Consider the following 17,431-nt stretch of genomic DNA (forward strand, 5'->3'; position numbering starts at 1 on the left):
TAGATATATGCCGGAGATATGGCTCAGGTACGGCGGCACCGACGTGGTGCTGGACATCAGGTTTGAAAACCTGTCAAGCCAGGTCTCCTCCACGTTTTCAGCCATGCCTGACGAGCAGGCAAAAGCGGCGCTTGACTCTGTCCCAGTAACCGACAACATGCTGGTGCTGGCGCTTGCCCCGTCAAGGGCGGTCGCAAAGGCGGTTGTCTCTATTTCAGAAGCTGCAAGGGCAAAGGGCTATGCAGCCATTACGGTTGACGTCCCTGCAAAGGCCGCCGGCGCGCTGCGGGCAAACCTTGCAGCTATTGCACCTGCCGACCCGCAGGCAGCACCTTCGATAAACCGTATTGACTACCAGTCGCTTGAAGAGCGCGCAAAAAAATTCCAGAGCACCGTCATAGTGTCGCAGGCCGGCTTTGACCCGCTCTTTGGGTTCTCCGGGGCGCCCACCGCGCTCGTGCGCACCCTGTATCCTGAAAAAATGGCAGAGGCGTTTTCGGCGCGAAAAGAAGGCAACGTGCCGGCGCCCGGCGAGCAGGGCGAACCGCTGAAAATAGCGACGTCAGCTATTGAAGGCGTTATTATTCCTGCCGCAACGTCGGTCGAGCTTGTGGCAAACGGCGCCGGAATAGCCGGCGTGCACGCCGGCACAGTGCAGGAGGCGTTTTCAAGGGCGGTCGAGCAATTAAAGGCGGTTGCGACCGTCGAGGCCGACCCCGTCAGGTCCGCGATAATCAGCGCCGGAAGCGAGGCTGGCACGCACGCGACGCTTGCCGGCGCGCTCTATTCCCTCTGGAACGCAGCCCACATCGTCAGGGGCGGCGGGTCTGCCGTGCTCCTTGCCGAATGCCGCGAAGGCGTCGGGGGCGGCGCGCTGCAGGCGTTTGTCGAGGGCAGGCTCAAGCAGGAACAGCTTGCAACTGCGCAATATACTGACGGCCTTGAGCACCTGCTGTACATGCAGGAGCTGAGGCAGAAATGCGAGCTGGGCCTGGTGTCGAGCCTGCCGCACTATTACGCAGGAGCAAAGCTCGGGTTTGCTACGTACGCGGGCGCAAAGGACGCCCTTGAGAAACTTCTTGCGCGAAACGGCAAGGGCCACAAGGCCCTTGTAGTGTCTGACGCCGACATCACCCTTCTCAGGCCAAGGACGTGAACACTTCGGCAGGCAGCGGCGCGCACAGGACGGCAAGTGCTATTGCAACCCAAAAGAGCGCCTTGCGCTTTTTCGACAGCGGGGACACGTCGTCAAGGGGCGTGCTTTCCGGCGCGCGTGAGCTAAAGAGGAGCACGAACGCGGCCATGATAAAGTAGCCAAGGCCTGTCAGCACTCCGACGCTAGAGTAGGTCAGGATGCGGTGCCACCTGACGCCAAGGGCAGACCTTGCAAGGTGCCCGCCGTCCAGCTGCCACGCCGGCAGCAGGTTGAGAAACGTGATGAGAAAGCCCACCCATGCGGCAAAGAGCACGGGCGACATTATCAGGGCCGCGTCGCCGGCCGCTGCGCCGTGGCCTGTCAAGTCCAGGGTCGCCTGCATCAGGATGCTGCTGTTTATGCGCAGCAGTCCAGAGTCGCCAAAGAGGTCCTGCACCCTGTCTGCCGGCACGAGCACCGATATCGACGAGCCGTACACCGACACCACCATAGTCACCAGGAGGCCGGCTATCGGCCCGGCAATCCCCACGTCGAACAGGACGTTTCGGTTGGTCATGTTGCTTCGTATCTGGATCATAGCGCCAAAGGTCGGCACAAATAGCCCCGGTATCCCAGGTATGAAATACGGCCACGACGCCCTGATCCCGTGGTGCTTGGCTGCTATCATGTGACCCATCTCGTGCACGCCCAGTATCCCCACTAGCGACATCGTGTATACTGCCGCAAGGAGCAGAGGGTTGCGGATGAACACGTTGGCAAAGTCTGACTGGGAGCGGTACAGGCCGTCGATAAAGACTACTGTGAGAGTCGCTATGAACAGGATCGCCGGAATCGAGGGCAGGTACCTGTTGCTGCCCTGCCTGGGCGGCTGCTTCTGGACCTTGGACACGGTCACCACTATGCCGTCCTCGACCGTCAGGTTGGTGGACGAAAGCGTGGGCATCAGCCTCGACGCGTACCTGGTGCGCTTGGCAGTGGCTATCATGTCCATCTTGGCAAGCTCCCTTACGAGCTTGGGAAACGAGTCATAGATGTCCGACTCGGCGATGAGGAACCGGACGGCGTCCTCGGTCTGGTGCTTTTGCATGTCCACTATGCGGTAGAATGAGGAGACGACCGGGACCGCCCGTGAGTAGTCGCCTTCGACAAAGCTTGCCACTACAGTGACCTATTGGCAATTTTGGGATTAAAACATTGTTCCAGATGGCTCTACGTACAGAGCAGTGAGGTCCGGCCTCGGCGAAAAGCAGAATTGACAAACTTAAGGTTAAATAGTGTCGGTTCAGAGTCTAGTTCAGATTTGCAGACTGCCCTGCGAAAAGTAGGCGACGACTATGTGATACGCCGCTGCGAGGACAGCGACCTCCAGGCAGTGATTGACATCAACATGGCCGCCCTGCCGGAGCACTACTCGGACTATTTCTTCGAGTCGATACTGAGGGAGCTCCCGGAGGCGTTCATCGTGGCCGAGACAGGAGGCAAGGTAATCGGCTACATCATGTGCAAGATCGAGTTTGGCTTTTCCAACTTTCGCAAGCTGGGCTTTGTGAAAAAGGGCCACGTCGTCTCCGTGGCCGTGCTTGACGAGCACAGGGGCAGGGGCGTCGGAAAAGCGCTGATGCTTGAGGGCATCAACGGCGTGCTGCAGAGAAAGGCGGACGAGATTTACCTCGAGGTCAGGGTCAGCAACACCAGCGCGATCAAGATGTACGAGAAGCTGCGCTTTGAGACAAAGTCGAGGCTGCGCTCGTACTACCGCGACGGCGAGGACGCGTACCTCATGGCGCTCGAGCTCGCCTAGCTAGTCCACAAAGTCGTTTGCGATGTTGCTTATTGCTTCCATTATCCTCGGCTCGTGGGCTTTGGCATTCACCAGCACTACAGCGCCTGCGCCTTCGTAGGACGAGACGGTCTCTGACACGCGGCGCAAAAGAGAAAACGCCTTTTCAAATCCAAGCATGTATATCAGCTCTGTCGCGCTGTCGATGAGGACGGTAGAGCCGGGGTTTTCCCGGGTTATCGACTCTATCTCGCGGGCTATTCTTTCCTCGTTGTCCGACAGGATCACCCGCTCGGAGCCTTCTTCGTTTCTGCCGCCGCCCTCCTTGGCGCCGCCGACGGCAGCGACCGACTGGAGTATGTACAGCCTGGGCTTGCCCTTGCCCTGCAAGGCGCGGTAGTAGATGTTGCTCCCCTTCCTTGTGAGGACGATGGTGTTCTGGCTTGCAAGCAGGCCTTCAAGCGCCTTTGCCGCGTGGCCAAACCTGCTTGCGTTGAGAAGGACCAGCTTGCCCTTGTAGTCGCCGACTTGTTGTTTTGGAGCCGGCAGATTCTCGTCATTATCATCTGCAAAGGCCTTTGTCTTGCCGGCGGCCGCCGCTGCCGGCTTGAGGTTATTGTCCTCTGCAAAGGCCCATGTCGGCTTGCCTGCGGCCGCTGCCGGGTCGTCATCTTCGATGAAGGCCTTGGCCTTTTTCTTGCCGATGACCACGTCGTCCTCGCTTGCGGACGGCACCACGGCCGACGGCACATCTGCAACAACAGTGCGGGGCGCACCACCTTCCTGCATCTGGCTCTTTACCATCTGGAGCAGGGCGTCAGAGCCCCCGCCGATGAGGTCGCGAAGGGTGGTCTCGACAAGCTCCAGCTTTGTCATGCGCACCAGGTCGCCAAGCACCACCCTCTTTGAGATGAGTATTGCTGCCGCGGTGGCGCACGCGGCCGAGATTGCAGACGCAAGGCCGCCGTAAAAGAACGCCAGCTGCATCACCTGCTGCGACTGGGCGCGGGATGCCTCGCCTATCTGCGCGTCGATTGCGAGAAGATCGTCGTACGACGATACTAGCCTGTCAGTCTGGGCCACGAGCTGCAGCGCCTCTGCCTGCGCCTGGGGCGCAAACGACGGGTCCGTGGACAGGATCGCAAGGTCTTCCACCCTTGAGCTATAGTCCTCCCACTGCTGGCCTATGGTCTCCACAAGGACGGTCTCGTCTGCAGATATCTTGCTCAGGTCGACTCCTTGCGCAGGCAAAAAGTCGCCCGGCAGGTCCTGTATGGTCTTGTAGCTCCCCGCGGTCGAGGCAATCCCGTTTTTGAGCAGGATCATGTGGGATATGCCGGCCTTTTTCTGTGCAGGGTCTTGCGAGCTTGCGAACTGGATTAGGTCTGACCTCATGCCAAGCAGGTCGCCCTTGTTCTTTGAGAGCAATTCCACGTTCGTGACGTAGCCGGAATAGATGTTGGCTATCTGGTCCTTGAACTTGATTATCGTGACCGTCGAGACGGCCGAAAGCGCGATGATCGGTATGATCGCTATCAGGATGAAAAACAGGATGAGCCTGTTCTTAAAATCCAAGCATAGATCGATAGAGGCAGGTTCTATGTAAGTTTTGTCAGGACCGCTTTTTGGGCAACAAAGGGAAGCTTTTGCCCTAATCGCGGCCTGTGTCGGTGAGTTTAAAAGCACACACCATAAGATATGCGCATGGTTTTCAAGTACATCGATATCCTGGGCGAGTCGGCAAAGAGCTTTGAGGACGCGGTCCAGAACGCCATAACAGAGACTGCAAGGACCGTCAAGGACATCCGCACGGCAGAGGTGATGAAGATGAACGCCATTGTCAACAGCGACAAGATAGTAGAGTACCAGGCGGTGGTGCGCGTTGCATTCAAGGTCCGCCGGAAGGAAGAATAGCTGCTACCCTAAAGATTGATAAGATGCGCAGCTTGCCATCAACGGCATGGGCGCAGTGAAGGGCAACAAGGGCGCAGGTGCGGCCCTTTTAGCGGCTGCAATAATCGTGTTTTTCGCCTACGCCTACGCCATGTTCGGGACGCAGTACAGCGAGATGATAATCAAGTTCACGATGGTGGCCGCGGTGGGCATACTCCTTGCGGTGCTTGGCTGGATAGGCTACACGATGCTGACTGCGCCAAAGGAAGACAGAGTCACTTCGTGATTTTCACGTCGGCGACGATCTGGTAGACGCGCGGGCCGACTTCCCGGACCACCGTTGTTTCCATGATTTCGCAGCTGTAGGGCGCAAACGCCTCTGCAGCGTCCCTTGCGCCTGCCTCTTCCCTTGCCTTCTGCTTGCCGTCTGCCTTGACGTGGGCAAAATAGTGCACGACGCCACCGCGCTCTTTCAGGGCAAGCACGGCCGGCCCGACAAACTCTCTTGCCCTTTCCGGAAGCGGCATTATCACCCTGTCTGCGACGCCTGCCAGCTGCGTTTTTATCGCTTCGGTCGCGTCAGCGCACACTGGCACGACGCGGTCGGCCACCTTGTTCAGCCTGGCATTTTCGATGCACAGGTAGTTTGCCACGGGGTTGGAGTCGACGCTGTACACCTTGCACGTCTTGACCGCCTTGGCGATTATTATCGAGTACGTGCCGACGCCGGCAAACATGTTGACCACCGTCTCGTTGTCCTGCACGAGGCCTGCTATGCGCTGGCGCTCTGTCGACAGGCGCGGCGAAAAGTAGGCGCGCGCAACGTCGACCTTGAACCTGCAGCCATGCTCCCTGTACTCCGTGACCGTGCGGTTCTCGCCTGCGACGAACTCTAGCTCGCGGATGCGGTAGTCGCCCTTTACCGCGGACGCCTGCGCAAACACCGCTTTTGCGGTCTTGACATTTGCAAGTATCGCCTCTGCTATAACTTGCTTTTTTGAGGCAAGGCTGTCAGGGATTTTTATTATGACAATGTCGCCCACCTGATCAAACGCGGAATAGACCTGCGATGCCTCTTCGGCAGGGAGCACGCCGGCTAGCACGTTTTTGAGCATGTGCGGCATTTTATTGCTGCGGCTGCCTTGTGTAGTAATAGTTGCCCGAGTCCTTTTGCTCCCTGTCCAGCCTGCCGCCTTCCTTGTTCACGCGGGGCCTGCCGGTGGTCTCGTCGCGCCTGTATGTGATCGCAAGCGCCTTCAAAAAGCGGTTCATGCCATCCTCCTTGCGCATGGGGGCAGTCGCGTGGCCTTCTATGCCCGGCTCGCCCTCGAATATCACGAGCGTGTCTGACACAAGGTCTACCAGCTGGAGGTCGTGGTCGATGATTATCGCCGAGCGCCCCTGCGCCCTGACAAAGCGCTGCAGGAATTTTGCGACCGCTATCCTGTCCTCTGCATCAAGGAAGGCGGACGGCTCGTCAAGCGCGTAAATGTCTGCCTGGCGCAAGAGTGATGCGGCAACCGCGACCTTTTGCAGCTCGCCTCCGCTCAGGTTCTTGACGCTCTTTTCAAGAAGTTTCTTTATGCCAAGCGGGATTATGATCTGCTCTTCTGCCGGCGAGTTTTCGATTGGGGCCTGGTACGCCGTGTACAGGAGCGAGCGCACGTCGCCCTCGTAATCCTGGTTGAGGTACTGCGGCTTGTACGATATCTTGGCGCCTACCTCAATCTTGCCCGAGTTGGGCTTGTCGACCCCGGCGAGCATGCGCATGAACGTCGTCTTGCCGAGCGCGTTTGCGCCCACCACGCCCACTATCTCGCCCCTGCGGATCTTGCCCGCAGCGACGTTCAGCCTGAACGAGGGAAATGCCTTTGAAACGTCGGTATAGCTTGCGACTGCCAGTTCCTCCACGATGTCGTCCGCCGCGGTGGCAACGTCAAAGCGGAACGCCTTTTCGCGGAACCGCACGTTTTCCGCCGGCAAATAGCCGTCAAGAAAGTTGTTGATGCCAACCTTGGTGCTCTGCAGTGCCGAGACGATGCCGTACGCGCCCGGCTCGCCGTATATTATATGAATATAGTCGGACAGATAGTCAAGGAGCGTCATGTCGTGCTCGACTACCATCACGCTCTTGCCCTGCTCTGCAAGGTTTTTCATCACCTTTGCGACTGCAAGGCGCTGGTACACGTCGTTGTACGAGGACGGCTCGTCGAAAAAGTAATAGTCGGCGTCCTTTGCCGCCGCCACCGCCACCGCAAGGCGCTGGAGCTCGCCTCCCGAAAGAGTAGCAAGGTCGCGGTCAAGAACGTTTTTCAGTCCCAGCTCTTCGACCAAGCTGTCAGAGACCTTGCGCTCGTCGTATTTCTTTAGCAGTTCTTTTGGCGTGCCCTTGAAAGCCTTTGGTATCAGGTACACGAGCTGCGGCTTGATCGAAGCGCGCAGCTGGCCGTTTGCTATCTTTTCAAAGTGGGCTTTTAGCTCAGTGCCCTGAAAATATTTCAGCACCTCGTCCCATGCAGGCTCGCCCTCGAACCTGCCGAGGTTTGGCTTCATGCTGCCTGAAAGGACGTTTACGATCGTGGACTTGCCCATGCCGTTTCGGCCCACGAGGCCGACCACCGCGCCTTTTTTTGGAGTCGGCAGGCGGTAAAAGCGGAACGAGTTGACGCCGTATTGATGAATTTTGTCCTCCGACAGCTCTTTTGCAAGGTTGACTATTACAATGGCGTCAAAGGGGCATTTCTTTATGCAGATGCCGCAGCCCGTGCACAGTTCTTCGGATATAAGCGCTTTTCCATCCTCCTCGCGCTGGATTATGCACTGGCCCCCCGTCTTGTTCACCGGGCAGTATACTATGCACTCTAGGCCGCACTTTCTTGGCTGGCACAGCTCATAGTCCATTACCGCTACGCGGTGGGTCGATGACGGGTCGTCGCTTCCCATGCAAGCTCTTTGCGGCGTGAATGCGTTATATAGGTAGTGTTTTTTTTCGCATCTAAAAGTCCTGCCGGCAACCCGGAGCATAGCAAAAACTGGCGTGCGTCCCTGCCGCCAGCAATCGGGCGATTTTTTGCCACCTGGTACGCCTGGGCAGTACCTGTCAGCCATACCACAAATGCCCTGCCTCTAGTCGCGAGCTTGGCAGGCGAGTCTCTCTGCTCCTGCGGTCAGGGACCGGCTGGAGCGCCTGAAGAGCAAAGGGATCCTCCAGAGGTTCATGCTATCGATGGATCCAGGCGTGTTTGACCGCGATGACCTTTTGCTGTTCTTCCGGGGCGACTTTACGCGAAAGACTGTGCTGGCGGCGCTTGCGGCGCCGGACGTATCCTGGGTGGCCTGGAAGCTGGACGAGCGGATGACCGTATGAATGTGGACAAAAGACGAGCGCAAGGCCACGGACGGCCTCGCAAATATCCTGGGGTCCAGGCCCTCGGGACGGGCTTTTACGCCACGCAAAAAGAAGAGGCGAGCGCCGGTTTCGATTATCGACCTGTCCATAATGGATGCCTTGGTAGACGATCCCAAGTTGCCATTTGGCGAACTTGTAAAATCCACGGGGCTGAGTCCAAAGACTGTACGCAAGCACCTTGAGCTGCTCTTAGAGACGAAAACGATTTCCATCGAGCCAAGTCTAGGGGCACTGACGGATTCCGGCAAATTGATATATCAGCTGCTGGTCGCCGGGAGGGTCGGCATGAGCGAAGTGCGAAGGACAATAGGCGAGACTGCCCTGACGCACCACACCCAGGAACCGCCGACGAAGTACATGCTCCGCATGGGAAGCTCGCTGGCCGATGTGATGACAAAGACCCGCGTGCTGGAAAAGGTCCAGGGAGTCGAGTCTGTCACGATTTCTTTGAACCGGGAGGTGCTGGTCTCTACGGACCTCAGGCACTCCCTAATCAGGAAGGAAATTCACAAGCTGGAAAAGGAACGAAGAGCAAGGTTAAATTAACCCCTTCTTGAAAGAGAGGGTAAGCCGGTCATAGCGGCAGGGTGCGACCCGGTCCCATTCCGAACCCGGAAGTCAAACCTGTCGTCGCTGCTGTGTTACTGATCTGCGTGAGCGGTCGGGAAGCAGCAGTGCTGGCATTATCATCATCATATCATACATACTCGTTCTCCCCAAAGTGCACCTGCTTCATCAGCTTGCGGGCGTGCATCGCCATCCTGTCCAGGATCCCAAACACGGAGGCAAGGCCAGCAGGGTCCCACACCGACGTTTCAACGACGCAGCAATAGTTGTGCGCCCGGACGTTGATGCGCTTGCACTCTTCCTTCATGATGTTTTTTGCAAGCTCGGCCGAAAGCTCGGCATCTTGCGCAAGCAGGTTTGAAAGCACGCCTCCGCTCCAGCCCAGGTTCTTTGGCCGGCCGTTATGCAGCTGGAAATACGGGCTTGCGTCCAGCAGGTTGTGGGCGTTGTCGTCGCTTCCCGACAGCGAGTCGTTTCCGACGAGGCAGTAGACGTTGAAAAACGGGCCCATGCGCACGACCTCCTCTATCCCGATATAGTCTATGTGGCCGCTTTCCATGGTCACAAAGCCGTCACGGTTTTGCAGCCACCGCTCAAAGTAGGGCCACCTGTCCGGCCTGACGTCTGACCTGGCTCCTTCCTTGCACGCGTAGCCAAGAGCCGCAAGGGCCTCCACCAGAGTGTCGACTGCAAAAATAGGCATATTTCTTACTACTGCTGCTGTTGTTGCTGCTGTTGTCCCTGCTGTGATGATGACGATGATGATGTTGATGGCTTTTCTTCCTCTCCAAGCAGTTTCAAGAGCGTCCTTATGCCAAAGCCCGTGGCGCCCTTTGGGTTGTAGCTCCTCTCGTAGGTGCCGTCCTGCGTCCACGCCGTGCCGGCGATGTCCATGTGGACCCACGGCGTCCCGGCGACGAAATTGGAGAGAAACGCCGCTGCCGTTATCGCGCCTCCGGACCTGCCCCCGACGTTCTTGATGTCAGCGTACGAGCTTTTTATCTGCTCGTGGAACTCGTCGTACAGCGGCAAGTCCCACACCCGCTCGCCGGCCTTCTCTGCCATCCTGCGCACCCTGTCGGTCAGCTGCTTGTTGTTGCCGACAAGCGCCGCGACGTTGGCGCCAAGCGCGATTATGGCTGCGCCAGTTAGCGTGGCCATGTCGATGACTGCCTTTGGGCTGTAGGTGGAAATGCCGTACGCCAGCGCATCTGCAAGGATCATGCGCCCCTCGGCGTCGGTATTGAGCACTTCGACTGTCTTGCCGTTGTACATCCTGATAATGTCGCCGGGCCTGTACGCCGTGCTTGACGGCATGTTTTCCACCGACGGCACGATGCCGACCACGTTTACCGCAAGTTTCAGCGAGGCAACGGCGCGCAGTATCGCAAGCACGTTGCAGCCGCCGCACTTGTCAAACTTCATCTCGTCCATCTTGTCTCCCGGCTTGAGCGATATGCCGCCCGTGTCAAACGTGACTGCCTTTCCCACAAGCAGGTAGGGCTTGGCGTCGCTTGCTGTGGCGCCGTTGTATTCGAGGATTATCAGTTTGGGCGGGTTGTTGCTCCCCTTGCCCACCGCCACGATTCCCCCCATGTTCATGTTCTCAAGCTCGTACCGGTCGATGACGCGGGCCTTCATGCCATATTCGGCTGCCAGAGAAAGCGCCACCGACGCAAGGTGCGCCGGCGGGCAGTCGTTCGGGGGCAGGTTGCCGAGGTCGCGTGCAAAGTTGACGGCGTCTGCGACGTGGCTTGCGCGCTCGGCTATCATGGAAAAGCGCGGCGAGTCAGAGTTTATCAGGATCGTGACTTCTTCAACGCGGACGGCGTCCTTGTCCTGCGCCTTGTACTTGTCAAAGGTGTATAGCGCAAGCGCGATGCCCTCCGTCATCGCCTCCACGAGCCCCTCGTCGAGGTTTGAGAACTGCAGTATAGAAAATTCCTTTGTGCCAAGGTCCCTTGCACGGTGGGCCGCCTTGCCGGCGCATATCCTTGCCATCTCGTCGGTGAACTTGTCCCGCTTGCCAAGGCCAAGGAGCATAATCTTTTTCATCGGGCCCTTGCCCAGCGTGTACGCAACCATGCTGGAGCCAAAAGTCCCGCGGAAATCCTTGTTCTCAAGCGCCTCTTTTATGTACGTCAAAACGGACGGGTCAAGCTCTTTGGACTGCGAGAAATCCTGCTCGCCTTCAAACACGCCGATAACCAGAAGCGACGTCTGCTTTTGATCGATCTTGGCCTTTTCTACCCTGATCTGGACCATGAGGTTGTGTTGCGCCCCGTCGCTATTTTAATAATATGATGACTATGAGGAGGAGGCGAAGGGAAAGGTCGCGCCGTGCGACAGCATCCTTGCCAGGCGCTTGAAGACGTTGGTCGGCGTGTAGCACGACATCAACGGGGTGCCGTCGTACTCGCAGGCAGGTGCAGACAACATGTCTATGTTTTTTCTGCCTCCCCGGAACCATCCTGCAACTATCTCTCTTGCCAGCGGCGGCAGTCCCGAGCGGGCCCCGTGCGCGCCTGACCTGTTGACGAGCCAGAACATGCGGGTAGCGTCATAGCCTTTTGGGAATATCATCTCCCTGGCCCTCTTGGCCTCCTCCGAGTGGTAGTGGCCTGCGGTGCGTATCCAGCCCCTTGAGAGGGCGCTGGCGGTCCTGGCGAACTTGGTGCACGAGTAGCACTTGTCGTCGTATATGAGTAGCGGCCTTGCAAACGTCGATGACAGCGACAAGCGACAAGGTACCTTGTACCGCCGGCGTTATAGCCTTTTTTTAGGTAGTAGTAGTGTAGAGGCGCACGGAGCTATGTTTTTATTTCCTCGAAGACTGGTTTCAGCTGCCGCTTGGGCTGTTGCTGGCAGGGTGACAATGACAATAATGGGATTTGACATGCGCTATCTGGAGCTGAAGAGAAAGGTACGCGAGGTCCGCATGTGGGCCATCCAGGGGATCGCGGAGGCCGGCTCGGGCCACCCCGGCGCGTCGTTTTCGGCCGCAGAGATAATGAGCACGCTCTACTTCCGCAGGATGAGGCATGACCCGAAAGACCCGGCGTGGCAGGAGCGCGACTACTTCATCAATTCAAAGGCTCATTCTGCGCCCGGCTATTACTCGACCCTTGCGGTGGCAGGCTATTTCCCGCCGGAAGAACTGAAAACGCTGCGCAAGCTGGGATCGCGCCTCCAGGGCCACCCCGTGCGCTACTCGGGGCGCCAGAAGGACCACAGCGTGCCCGGCGTAGAGTATTCCGGCGGATCGGAGGGCATCGGGCTCTCGGTCGGTGTCGGCATCGCGCTTGCAAGCAAGCTGGACGGCAAGAAAAACCGCGTCTATGTCATGATAGGCGACGGCGAGTCAAACGAGGGCCAGATATGGGAGGCCTCGATGGCGGCTGCAAAATTCAAGCTTGACAACCTGGTAGCGGTGCTTGACCGAAACCGCATCCAGCAGGACGGCTTTACCGAGGACATCATGCCCCTTGACCCGGCAAAGAACAAGTGGGAGGCGTTCAACTGGCAGGTGTTTGAAGTAGACGGCCACCGCGTGGAGCAGTTGGTGGACGCGCTGAACAGGGCGTCTCAGGTAAAGGACAAGCCCGTGATGATAGTCGCAAACACGGTCAAGGGAAACGGGATACGCCACATGGCAAACAACCCGCAGTGGCACGGAAAGGCGCCGTCGAAAAAGCAGACGCCAGTGCTCCTTGAGGAGCTGGAAAGCGAGTACTTCATCGCGCCCTCCATAATCGCCGGCGAGAAGGAAAACTATGAGGACAAGATACGCAAGGTCGAGCGCGAGGGCGTGGAGATGATACACCTCGACGTCATGGACGGCAAGTTCGTCCCGAACACGACGTTCCTTGCCGACACGATAAAGCGCCTGAGGCGCGTTACCGTGCTTCCCTTTGACGCGCACCTGATGATAGAAAACCCTCTCGCACACATTGACGAGTACATCGACGCGCGCTGCGACGTCATCACGGTCCACGCAGAGGCGTGCAACGAGGACGAGTTTGTGCAGATACAGGACAGGTGCCTGGCGGCAGGCATCAGCCCCGGAATCGCGATAAACCCCAAGACAGACATACCAGAATGGCTGTACCCACACATTTCAAACGTCGACGTCGTGATAGTCATGTCGGTCAACCCCGGCTTTGCAGGCCAGAAATTCATGCCAGAGGTGCTTCCAAAGATGGTCGCAGTCAACAAAAAGCTTCGCGAGCACGGCTTTAAAGGCTACATAGAGGCCGACGGAGGTATCGACTCGACAACACTGCCGCAGGTGTACGACGCCGGCGCGCGCATATTTGTCGCCGGCAACGCAGTCTACGGCAACGTCGACGTGCACACGGCGGTGATACAGCTGCGCCACAAGGCGGCAGTCGCGCTTGAGAAGAAACTTCTCGACCATGCGACGCGCATCGGGATAAGGGGCGACTGGATGAAGGCGCGTAAACATATATTGATTCCGTACGCTTCTGAACTTGGGATAGAGGCAGAGCTTCATGCTATTAAGTAGCGAGAAAAAGACGGCAGACATGAGGGGCGCGTACGGCGATGCCCTCGTGGAGCTTGGCAAGACCGACTCGCGCATCGTCTGCGTCGGAGGGGACACCACCGACTCGCTCAAGACCAAGAAATTTGGCGACAAGTACCCGGAGCGCATGTTCAACGTCGGGATCGCAGAGGCAAACCTCGTCTCGATCGCCGCCGGCCTGGCAATTGCAGGCAAGGTGGCGTTTGCAAGCACCTATGCGGCTTTTATCCCTGGAAGGGCGGTCGACCAGATCCGAAACACGATATGCTATCCCGCCCTTGACGTCAAGCTGGTCGTGTCGCACGGCGGCCTGACAGTAGGCCCGGACGGCGCGTCGCATCAGCAGATTGAAGACCTGAGCACGACTCGCGCCATGCCAAACATGCGCGTCATGGTTCCCGCGGACGCGGTCGCAGTCAGGCACCTGATAAAGGCGATGGTCGACACTCCGGGCCCCTTTTACATGCGCCTTGCAAGGCCGACCACAGAGCTTGTTTATGCAGAGTCGACCCCGGCCGACCAGTTCAGGGTCGGCAGGGGCAACGTGCTTGTGGACGGCTCTGACGCGACGATAGTTGCGTGCGGCCTGATGGTCGGAAAGGCGCTTGAAGCCGCAAATCTCCTAAAGCGCGAGGAGGGCATCTCTGCAAGGGTGGTCGACATGTTCACGATAAAGCCGGTCGATTTTGACCTCGTGGCAAAGTGCGCCAAGGAAACCGGCGCTATTGCCACCGCCGAAGAGCACAACATCATCGGAGGCCTCGGTGCGGCTGTTTCAGAGGCGGCAGGAGAAACTTATCCGGTGCCGATAAAGCGCGTCGGCGTGCGCGACACGTTTGGCGAGTCGGCAAGGGACGAGGAGGTCGACACGCTCCTGGAGCAGTACGGCCTGACCGCAACAGAAATAGCAAAGGCGGTAGTTGAAGCAAGGAGCAGGATGAAAAAATAAGATGAAGATCTTTCTTGACACGGCCAACCTCGACTCGATAAAAAAGTACAACGACATGGGCCTGGTCGACGGGGTCACCACCAACCCGACGCTTCTGTCAAAGGAGAAGGGAAACCCGGCCGACATCATGCACGAGATCGTGCGCATTGTCAAGGGCCCGGTGAGCCTCGAGGTCGTCGGGACGACGTACGACAGCATGATGGAAGAGGCGCACAGGCTGAAAAAATACGGCAGAAACGTCGTAGTCAAGATACCGATGCTCCCTGACGGCATGAAGGCGGTCAAGAAGCTCAGTGAGGAAGGAATAGAGACAAATGTCACGCTGGTCTTCTCCGCAAACCAGGCAGTCCTTGCTGCAAAGGCGGGCGCGTCGTACGTCAGCCCGTTCATAGGCAGGCTGGACGACGCGGGGCAGGACGGCATGACCCTGATACGGGAGATAGTGCAGATCTTTAACAACTACAAGTTCACCACAAACGTGCTCGTCGCAAGCGTGCGCCACCCGATGCACGTGGTGGAGGCAGGCAAGGTTGGTGCCCACGTAGTCACGCTGCCCCCCGACATACTCGGCAAGATGATGGCCCACCCGCTCACCGACAAGGGGCTTGCCGCGTTTCTTGCAGACTGGGAGAAGGTAAAGAAGGAAAACCCGAAACTGTCGCTCTAGGCGCGCAAGAGCTTTATCACTTTTTTCGGCATGTCCTGGAGCCGGCTGACCGACAGGGCCTTTTCATAGTTCAGGTATTTCAGGTTCTGGCCGATTCCCACCGCGTCGTTGAGGTTGCGCCCGACCCCTATTGCCACCATCTTTATCCCGACCTTGCGGTAGGAAAGCACCATCGCCCTCACGGCGTCAAAGTCGGACGGCTCGCCGTCGGTCAGGGTCACGAATATGTCCGGCTTGAACGACTTGAGCACCGGCTGCAGGAGCCCGTAGACCTCTGCAAGCGGCGTCCCACCAACCGCCTTTATCTGCGCGAGCCGGCGGGCGCACACGAGCGACCACTTGACCGTTGGCGGCTTGACCACCCAGCACTTTACCTGCCGGTTCTCGGTGGAAAACGCGTACACGGCAAACTTCACGCCAAGGTAGCTGAGTGCCTCGCAGAGTGCAACCGTGGCCTGCTTGTATTCAGTCTCCACGTCGGCTATGCTGCTTGAATGGTCCAGGAGCAGGACGACCTTGGACTTTATCGACAGTTTCACGTCAGAGAGGAAGGGCTTTGGCAGCGATTCCACAATAGTCTCGATGTCAAGCTCCTCGCCTGTCTCGTCATGGCGCTCGACCCAGCCTGTCTTCCACTCCCTGAACGCGGCCTTGACCTTCTGTATGAGGTCGAGGTCGTAGATTTGCGTCTCGTCCACGTCCATCCTGTCCGGCACGCTCAGGCCAAAGTTCTCCAGGCTGTCGTAGCCCTTGTTCTCGGTCTTCTTGCTCTCCTTGACGAGCGCCTCGAACTCGTGCAGCACGTCGCTTCCCTCGTAGATCTCTTTGGACTTTTCCTCGGAATCCTTTTCCCTCTTTTTCGTCCTGACGACCTTCTCTATCTGCTTCAGCACGTCCTGCTGCGTCAGCGACGCGCCCATCCTGGTGCGGGGCGCAAGGACGGGTATGGAGACAAGCGGGTCAAGCTCCAGCATCTTTATCAGTTTTGGGATCTGCTGCTCGACCCACTCGGTGCCATAGTTGTTGTCAAGCGCCTCCTTCACCACCTCGTTGGCAAACTCGACGGCTTTCTGCACCTTCTCAAGCTCGCCCCCGAAAAGCTCGCCCTTTACATAGCCTGTCAGGAAATACTGCGAGAACGCCTCTGCAATCTTGTACCGGCCGTAGATGGTGTTCAAAAGCTGCCGGGACTGCCACGATATACCCTCGTAAAATATCAGCTCGTTTTCCATGCCCTCCCAGTCGCGGAGGCCCAGTATCTCGACGCGCTTTGTCTCTAGCGTGTTCAAGAGAAAGCCAAAAGCGTGCTCGTTTGACAGCACCTTGCTTGAATGGCGCATGCGCATCGACTCGTACCAGAGGGCGACGCGCCACTGCCTGTATCTTTGAAAGTCCGTGCCGACGTAGTAGGCAAGCGCCGGTAGCGTCACCTGGCTCTTGTCCGGCTTGGTCGCCGGCGGCCTGTCCGGCGCAAGCGTGATTATTGTCCTGTCATTTCCTGACCACCTGCGGGCAAGGAACGTGGCGATGTCCAGGAGGACGTCGTTTCGCATCACGGCTTTTTCAAGCTTGGACATTGTTTTGTCGTCACTTGTCGCCAAAGATCGAGGTTATCATGTCCAGGACCTTCTGGTATTCCACCTGGCCCCACTGGTCGTACGCGTTTGCGTACACGACTTCGGCAGCCTGCCTGCCTGAAAGCCCGGCGTTTAGCATCTTGGCAAACGCTATGGTCTCCCTGAGCGACGGGCTGTAATACAGCTCTTCCACGGCCGCGGCGTCGCGCAGGCTCCTGGCGAGCTGTATAGCGTGCTTGACGTCGCGCATCCTGCCGTCGTCCATCTTGACGTGCCTCTTTACTATCTCCAGCTCCAAGTCCTCCGGCGGGTAGTCAAGCCTCATCCTCACCGGGAACCTGCTCAAGAGCTGCGGCGGCAGTTCCTTTGTCCCCACGTGCGAAAGCGGGTTTATCGTCGCAATCACGAACCAGTCCGGCGACGCCTTTACGAGCTGGCCCTCGGCCTCCTTGAGCACCAGCTGGCGCCTGTCGTCGAGGGCCTCGTCAAGGCGCAGGAGGACGTCCGCTTCTGCTGCGTTTAGCTCGTCGAGGTACAGCATCGTTCCTTCCTTCATCGATTTTACCAGCACGCCTTCGACAAAGCTTATCTCCCCCTTGTCAATCGTCCTCGTGCCGACAAGGTGCGATTCCCTCGTTCTGAGCGAAAAGTTCACGGAATAAAGCTCTTTTTTCATCGCCGAGGCGAACTTGCGCACAAGCGTGGTCTTGCCGGTCCCCTTGGGGCCGATGATTAGCACAAAGAGCCCGGCCTTGTAGGCCTTTTCAAGCACGTCCAGGGCGTTGTTCCAGTCAAGGTAAACCACCTCATGACTGCCATCGTCCAGTTCAGTCGCTGCCATCTCTGGGTTATAGCGGGGTACAATGGTATTTGAGCGTTTAAGCGTACGA

18 protein-coding genes and 1 rRNA gene are annotated in these 17,431 nt (G+C 58.0%); 10 read left to right on the plus strand and 9 right to left on the minus strand.

What is annotated here, in order from left to right:
- Positions 1-7 precede the first annotated feature (7 nt).
- Positions 8-1,156, plus strand: a complete 1,149-nt coding sequence (locus NVIE_RS08540) for a nickel-dependent lactate racemase family protein (protein WP_075054888.1) — start codon at positions 8-10, stop codon at positions 1,154-1,156.
- Here NVIE_RS08540 and NVIE_RS08545 read toward each other — a convergent pair.
- Positions 1,140-2,315, minus strand: coding sequence for a site-2 protease family protein (locus NVIE_RS08545; RefSeq protein WP_075054889.1), 1,176 nt, complete (start codon positions 2,313-2,315; stop codon positions 1,140-1,142). The two genes, NVIE_RS08540 and NVIE_RS08545, sit on opposite strands and share 17 nt — an antisense overlap.
- 141 nt (positions 2,316-2,456) lie before the next feature.
- On the opposite strand from NVIE_RS08545, the gene rimI reads away from it, so the two are divergent.
- Positions 2,457-2,957: a ribosomal protein S18-alanine N-acetyltransferase gene (gene rimI, locus NVIE_RS08550; RefSeq protein WP_075054890.1), complete on the plus strand. Its 501-nt coding sequence runs from the start codon at positions 2,457-2,459 to the stop codon at positions 2,955-2,957.
- Here rimI and NVIE_RS08555 read toward each other — a convergent pair whose 3' ends face one another.
- Complete coding sequence (locus tag NVIE_RS08555) at positions 2,958-4,511, minus strand: MCP four helix bundle domain-containing protein (RefSeq protein ID WP_075054891.1); 1,554 nt, start codon at positions 4,509-4,511, stop codon at positions 2,958-2,960.
- A 129-nt stretch (positions 4,512-4,640) separates the two neighbouring features.
- Between NVIE_RS08555 and NVIE_RS08560 the strand changes: the two genes are divergently transcribed.
- Positions 4,641-4,850 carry a dodecin family protein gene (locus NVIE_RS08560; protein ID WP_075056101.1) on the plus strand — a complete coding sequence of 70 codons (210 nt, stop codon included), beginning with the start codon at positions 4,641-4,643 and terminating at the stop codon, positions 4,848-4,850.
- Positions 4,851-4,896: 46 nt separating this feature from the next.
- Positions 4,897-5,115, plus strand: a complete 219-nt coding sequence (locus tag NVIE_RS08565) for a hypothetical protein (RefSeq protein WP_075054892.1) — start codon at positions 4,897-4,899, stop codon at positions 5,113-5,115.
- Here NVIE_RS08565 and NVIE_RS08570 read toward each other — a convergent pair.
- Together NVIE_RS08570 and NVIE_RS08575 are read right to left on the minus strand one after the other, a co-directional pair.
- Positions 5,105-5,953: a class I SAM-dependent methyltransferase gene (locus NVIE_RS08570; protein ID WP_174405436.1), complete on the minus strand. Its 849-nt coding sequence runs from the start codon at positions 5,951-5,953 to the stop codon at positions 5,105-5,107. The two genes, NVIE_RS08565 and NVIE_RS08570, sit on opposite strands and share 11 nt — an antisense overlap.
- Position 5,954: 1 nt before the next feature.
- Positions 5,955-7,772, minus strand: coding sequence for a ribosome biogenesis/translation initiation ATPase RLI (locus tag NVIE_RS08575; protein ID WP_075054893.1), 1,818 nt, complete (start codon positions 7,770-7,772; stop codon positions 5,955-5,957).
- Between the two features lie 283 nt (positions 7,773-8,055).
- Here NVIE_RS08575 and NVIE_RS15410 point away from each other — a divergent pair, with 283 nt between their 5' ends.
- From NVIE_RS15410 to rrf, 3 genes are all read left to right on the plus strand, one after another.
- Entirely contained in the window at positions 8,056-8,196 is a 141-nt protein-coding gene (locus NVIE_RS15410; RefSeq protein WP_158435153.1) for a hypothetical protein, read from the plus strand.
- A complete protein-coding gene (locus NVIE_RS08580; protein ID WP_075054894.1) occupies positions 8,197-8,784 on the plus strand; it encodes a winged helix-turn-helix domain-containing protein in 588 nt (195 codons plus the stop codon).
- A 20-nt stretch (positions 8,785-8,804) separates the two neighbouring features.
- Positions 8,805-8,924, plus strand: a 5S ribosomal RNA gene (gene rrf / locus NVIE_RS08585).
- An 11-nt stretch (positions 8,925-8,935) separates the two neighbouring features.
- Here rrf and NVIE_RS08590 read toward each other — a convergent pair.
- The 3 genes from NVIE_RS08590 to NVIE_RS08600 are packed head-to-tail and all read right to left on the minus strand — an operon-like array spanning position 8,936 to position 11,544.
- Positions 8,936-9,508 carry a hypothetical protein gene (locus tag NVIE_RS08590; protein WP_075054895.1) on the minus strand — a complete coding sequence of 191 codons (573 nt, stop codon included), beginning with the start codon at positions 9,506-9,508 and terminating at the stop codon, positions 8,936-8,938.
- Between the two features lie 8 nt (positions 9,509-9,516).
- Positions 9,517-11,070: a leucyl aminopeptidase gene (locus tag NVIE_RS08595; RefSeq protein ID WP_084790722.1), complete on the minus strand. Its 1,554-nt coding sequence runs from the start codon at positions 11,068-11,070 to the stop codon at positions 9,517-9,519.
- Between the two features lie 42 nt (positions 11,071-11,112).
- A complete protein-coding gene (locus NVIE_RS08600; RefSeq protein ID WP_075054896.1) occupies positions 11,113-11,544 on the minus strand; it encodes a hypothetical protein in 432 nt (143 codons plus the stop codon).
- A 136-nt stretch (positions 11,545-11,680) separates the two neighbouring features.
- Here NVIE_RS08600 and NVIE_RS15415 point away from each other — a divergent pair, with 136 nt between their 5' ends.
- Genes NVIE_RS15415 through fsa form a run of 3 tightly spaced genes read left to right on the plus strand, consistent with a single transcriptional unit; the run spans position 11,681 to position 14,964 of the window.
- Complete coding sequence (locus NVIE_RS15415; RefSeq protein WP_084790723.1) at positions 11,681-13,330, plus strand: ribulose-phosphate 3-epimerase; 1,650 nt, start codon at positions 11,681-11,683, stop codon at positions 13,328-13,330.
- The gene (locus NVIE_RS08610) at positions 13,317-14,297 is read left to right on the plus strand and encodes a transketolase family protein (protein ID WP_075054897.1); all 981 of its coding nucleotides are present in this window, start codon (positions 13,317-13,319) and stop codon (positions 14,295-14,297) included. Before NVIE_RS15415 ends, NVIE_RS08610 begins: the two co-directional genes overlap by 14 nt.
- 1 nt (position 14,298) lies before the next feature.
- Complete coding sequence (gene fsa, locus NVIE_RS08615; RefSeq protein WP_075054898.1) at positions 14,299-14,964, plus strand: fructose-6-phosphate aldolase; 666 nt, start codon at positions 14,299-14,301, stop codon at positions 14,962-14,964.
- Here the strand turns inward: fsa and NVIE_RS08620 are convergent.
- Both NVIE_RS08620 and NVIE_RS08625 read right to left on the minus strand, forming a co-directional pair.
- A complete protein-coding gene (locus NVIE_RS08620) occupies positions 14,961-16,541 on the minus strand; it encodes a vWA domain-containing protein (protein ID WP_075056104.1) in 1,581 nt (526 codons plus the stop codon). The genes fsa and NVIE_RS08620 overlap by 4 nt on opposite strands.
- A gap of 10 nt (positions 16,542-16,551) precedes the next feature.
- Positions 16,552-17,382 (minus strand): AAA family ATPase, encoded by an 831-nt coding sequence (locus NVIE_RS08625; RefSeq protein ID WP_075054899.1) that lies wholly within the window; start codon positions 17,380-17,382, stop codon positions 16,552-16,554.
- Positions 17,383-17,431: the final 49 nt, after the last annotated feature.

The sequence above is a fragment of the Nitrososphaera viennensis EN76 genome (assembly GCF_000698785.1).
GTDB lineage: Archaea > Thermoproteota > Nitrososphaeria > Nitrososphaerales > Nitrososphaeraceae > Nitrososphaera > Nitrososphaera viennensis.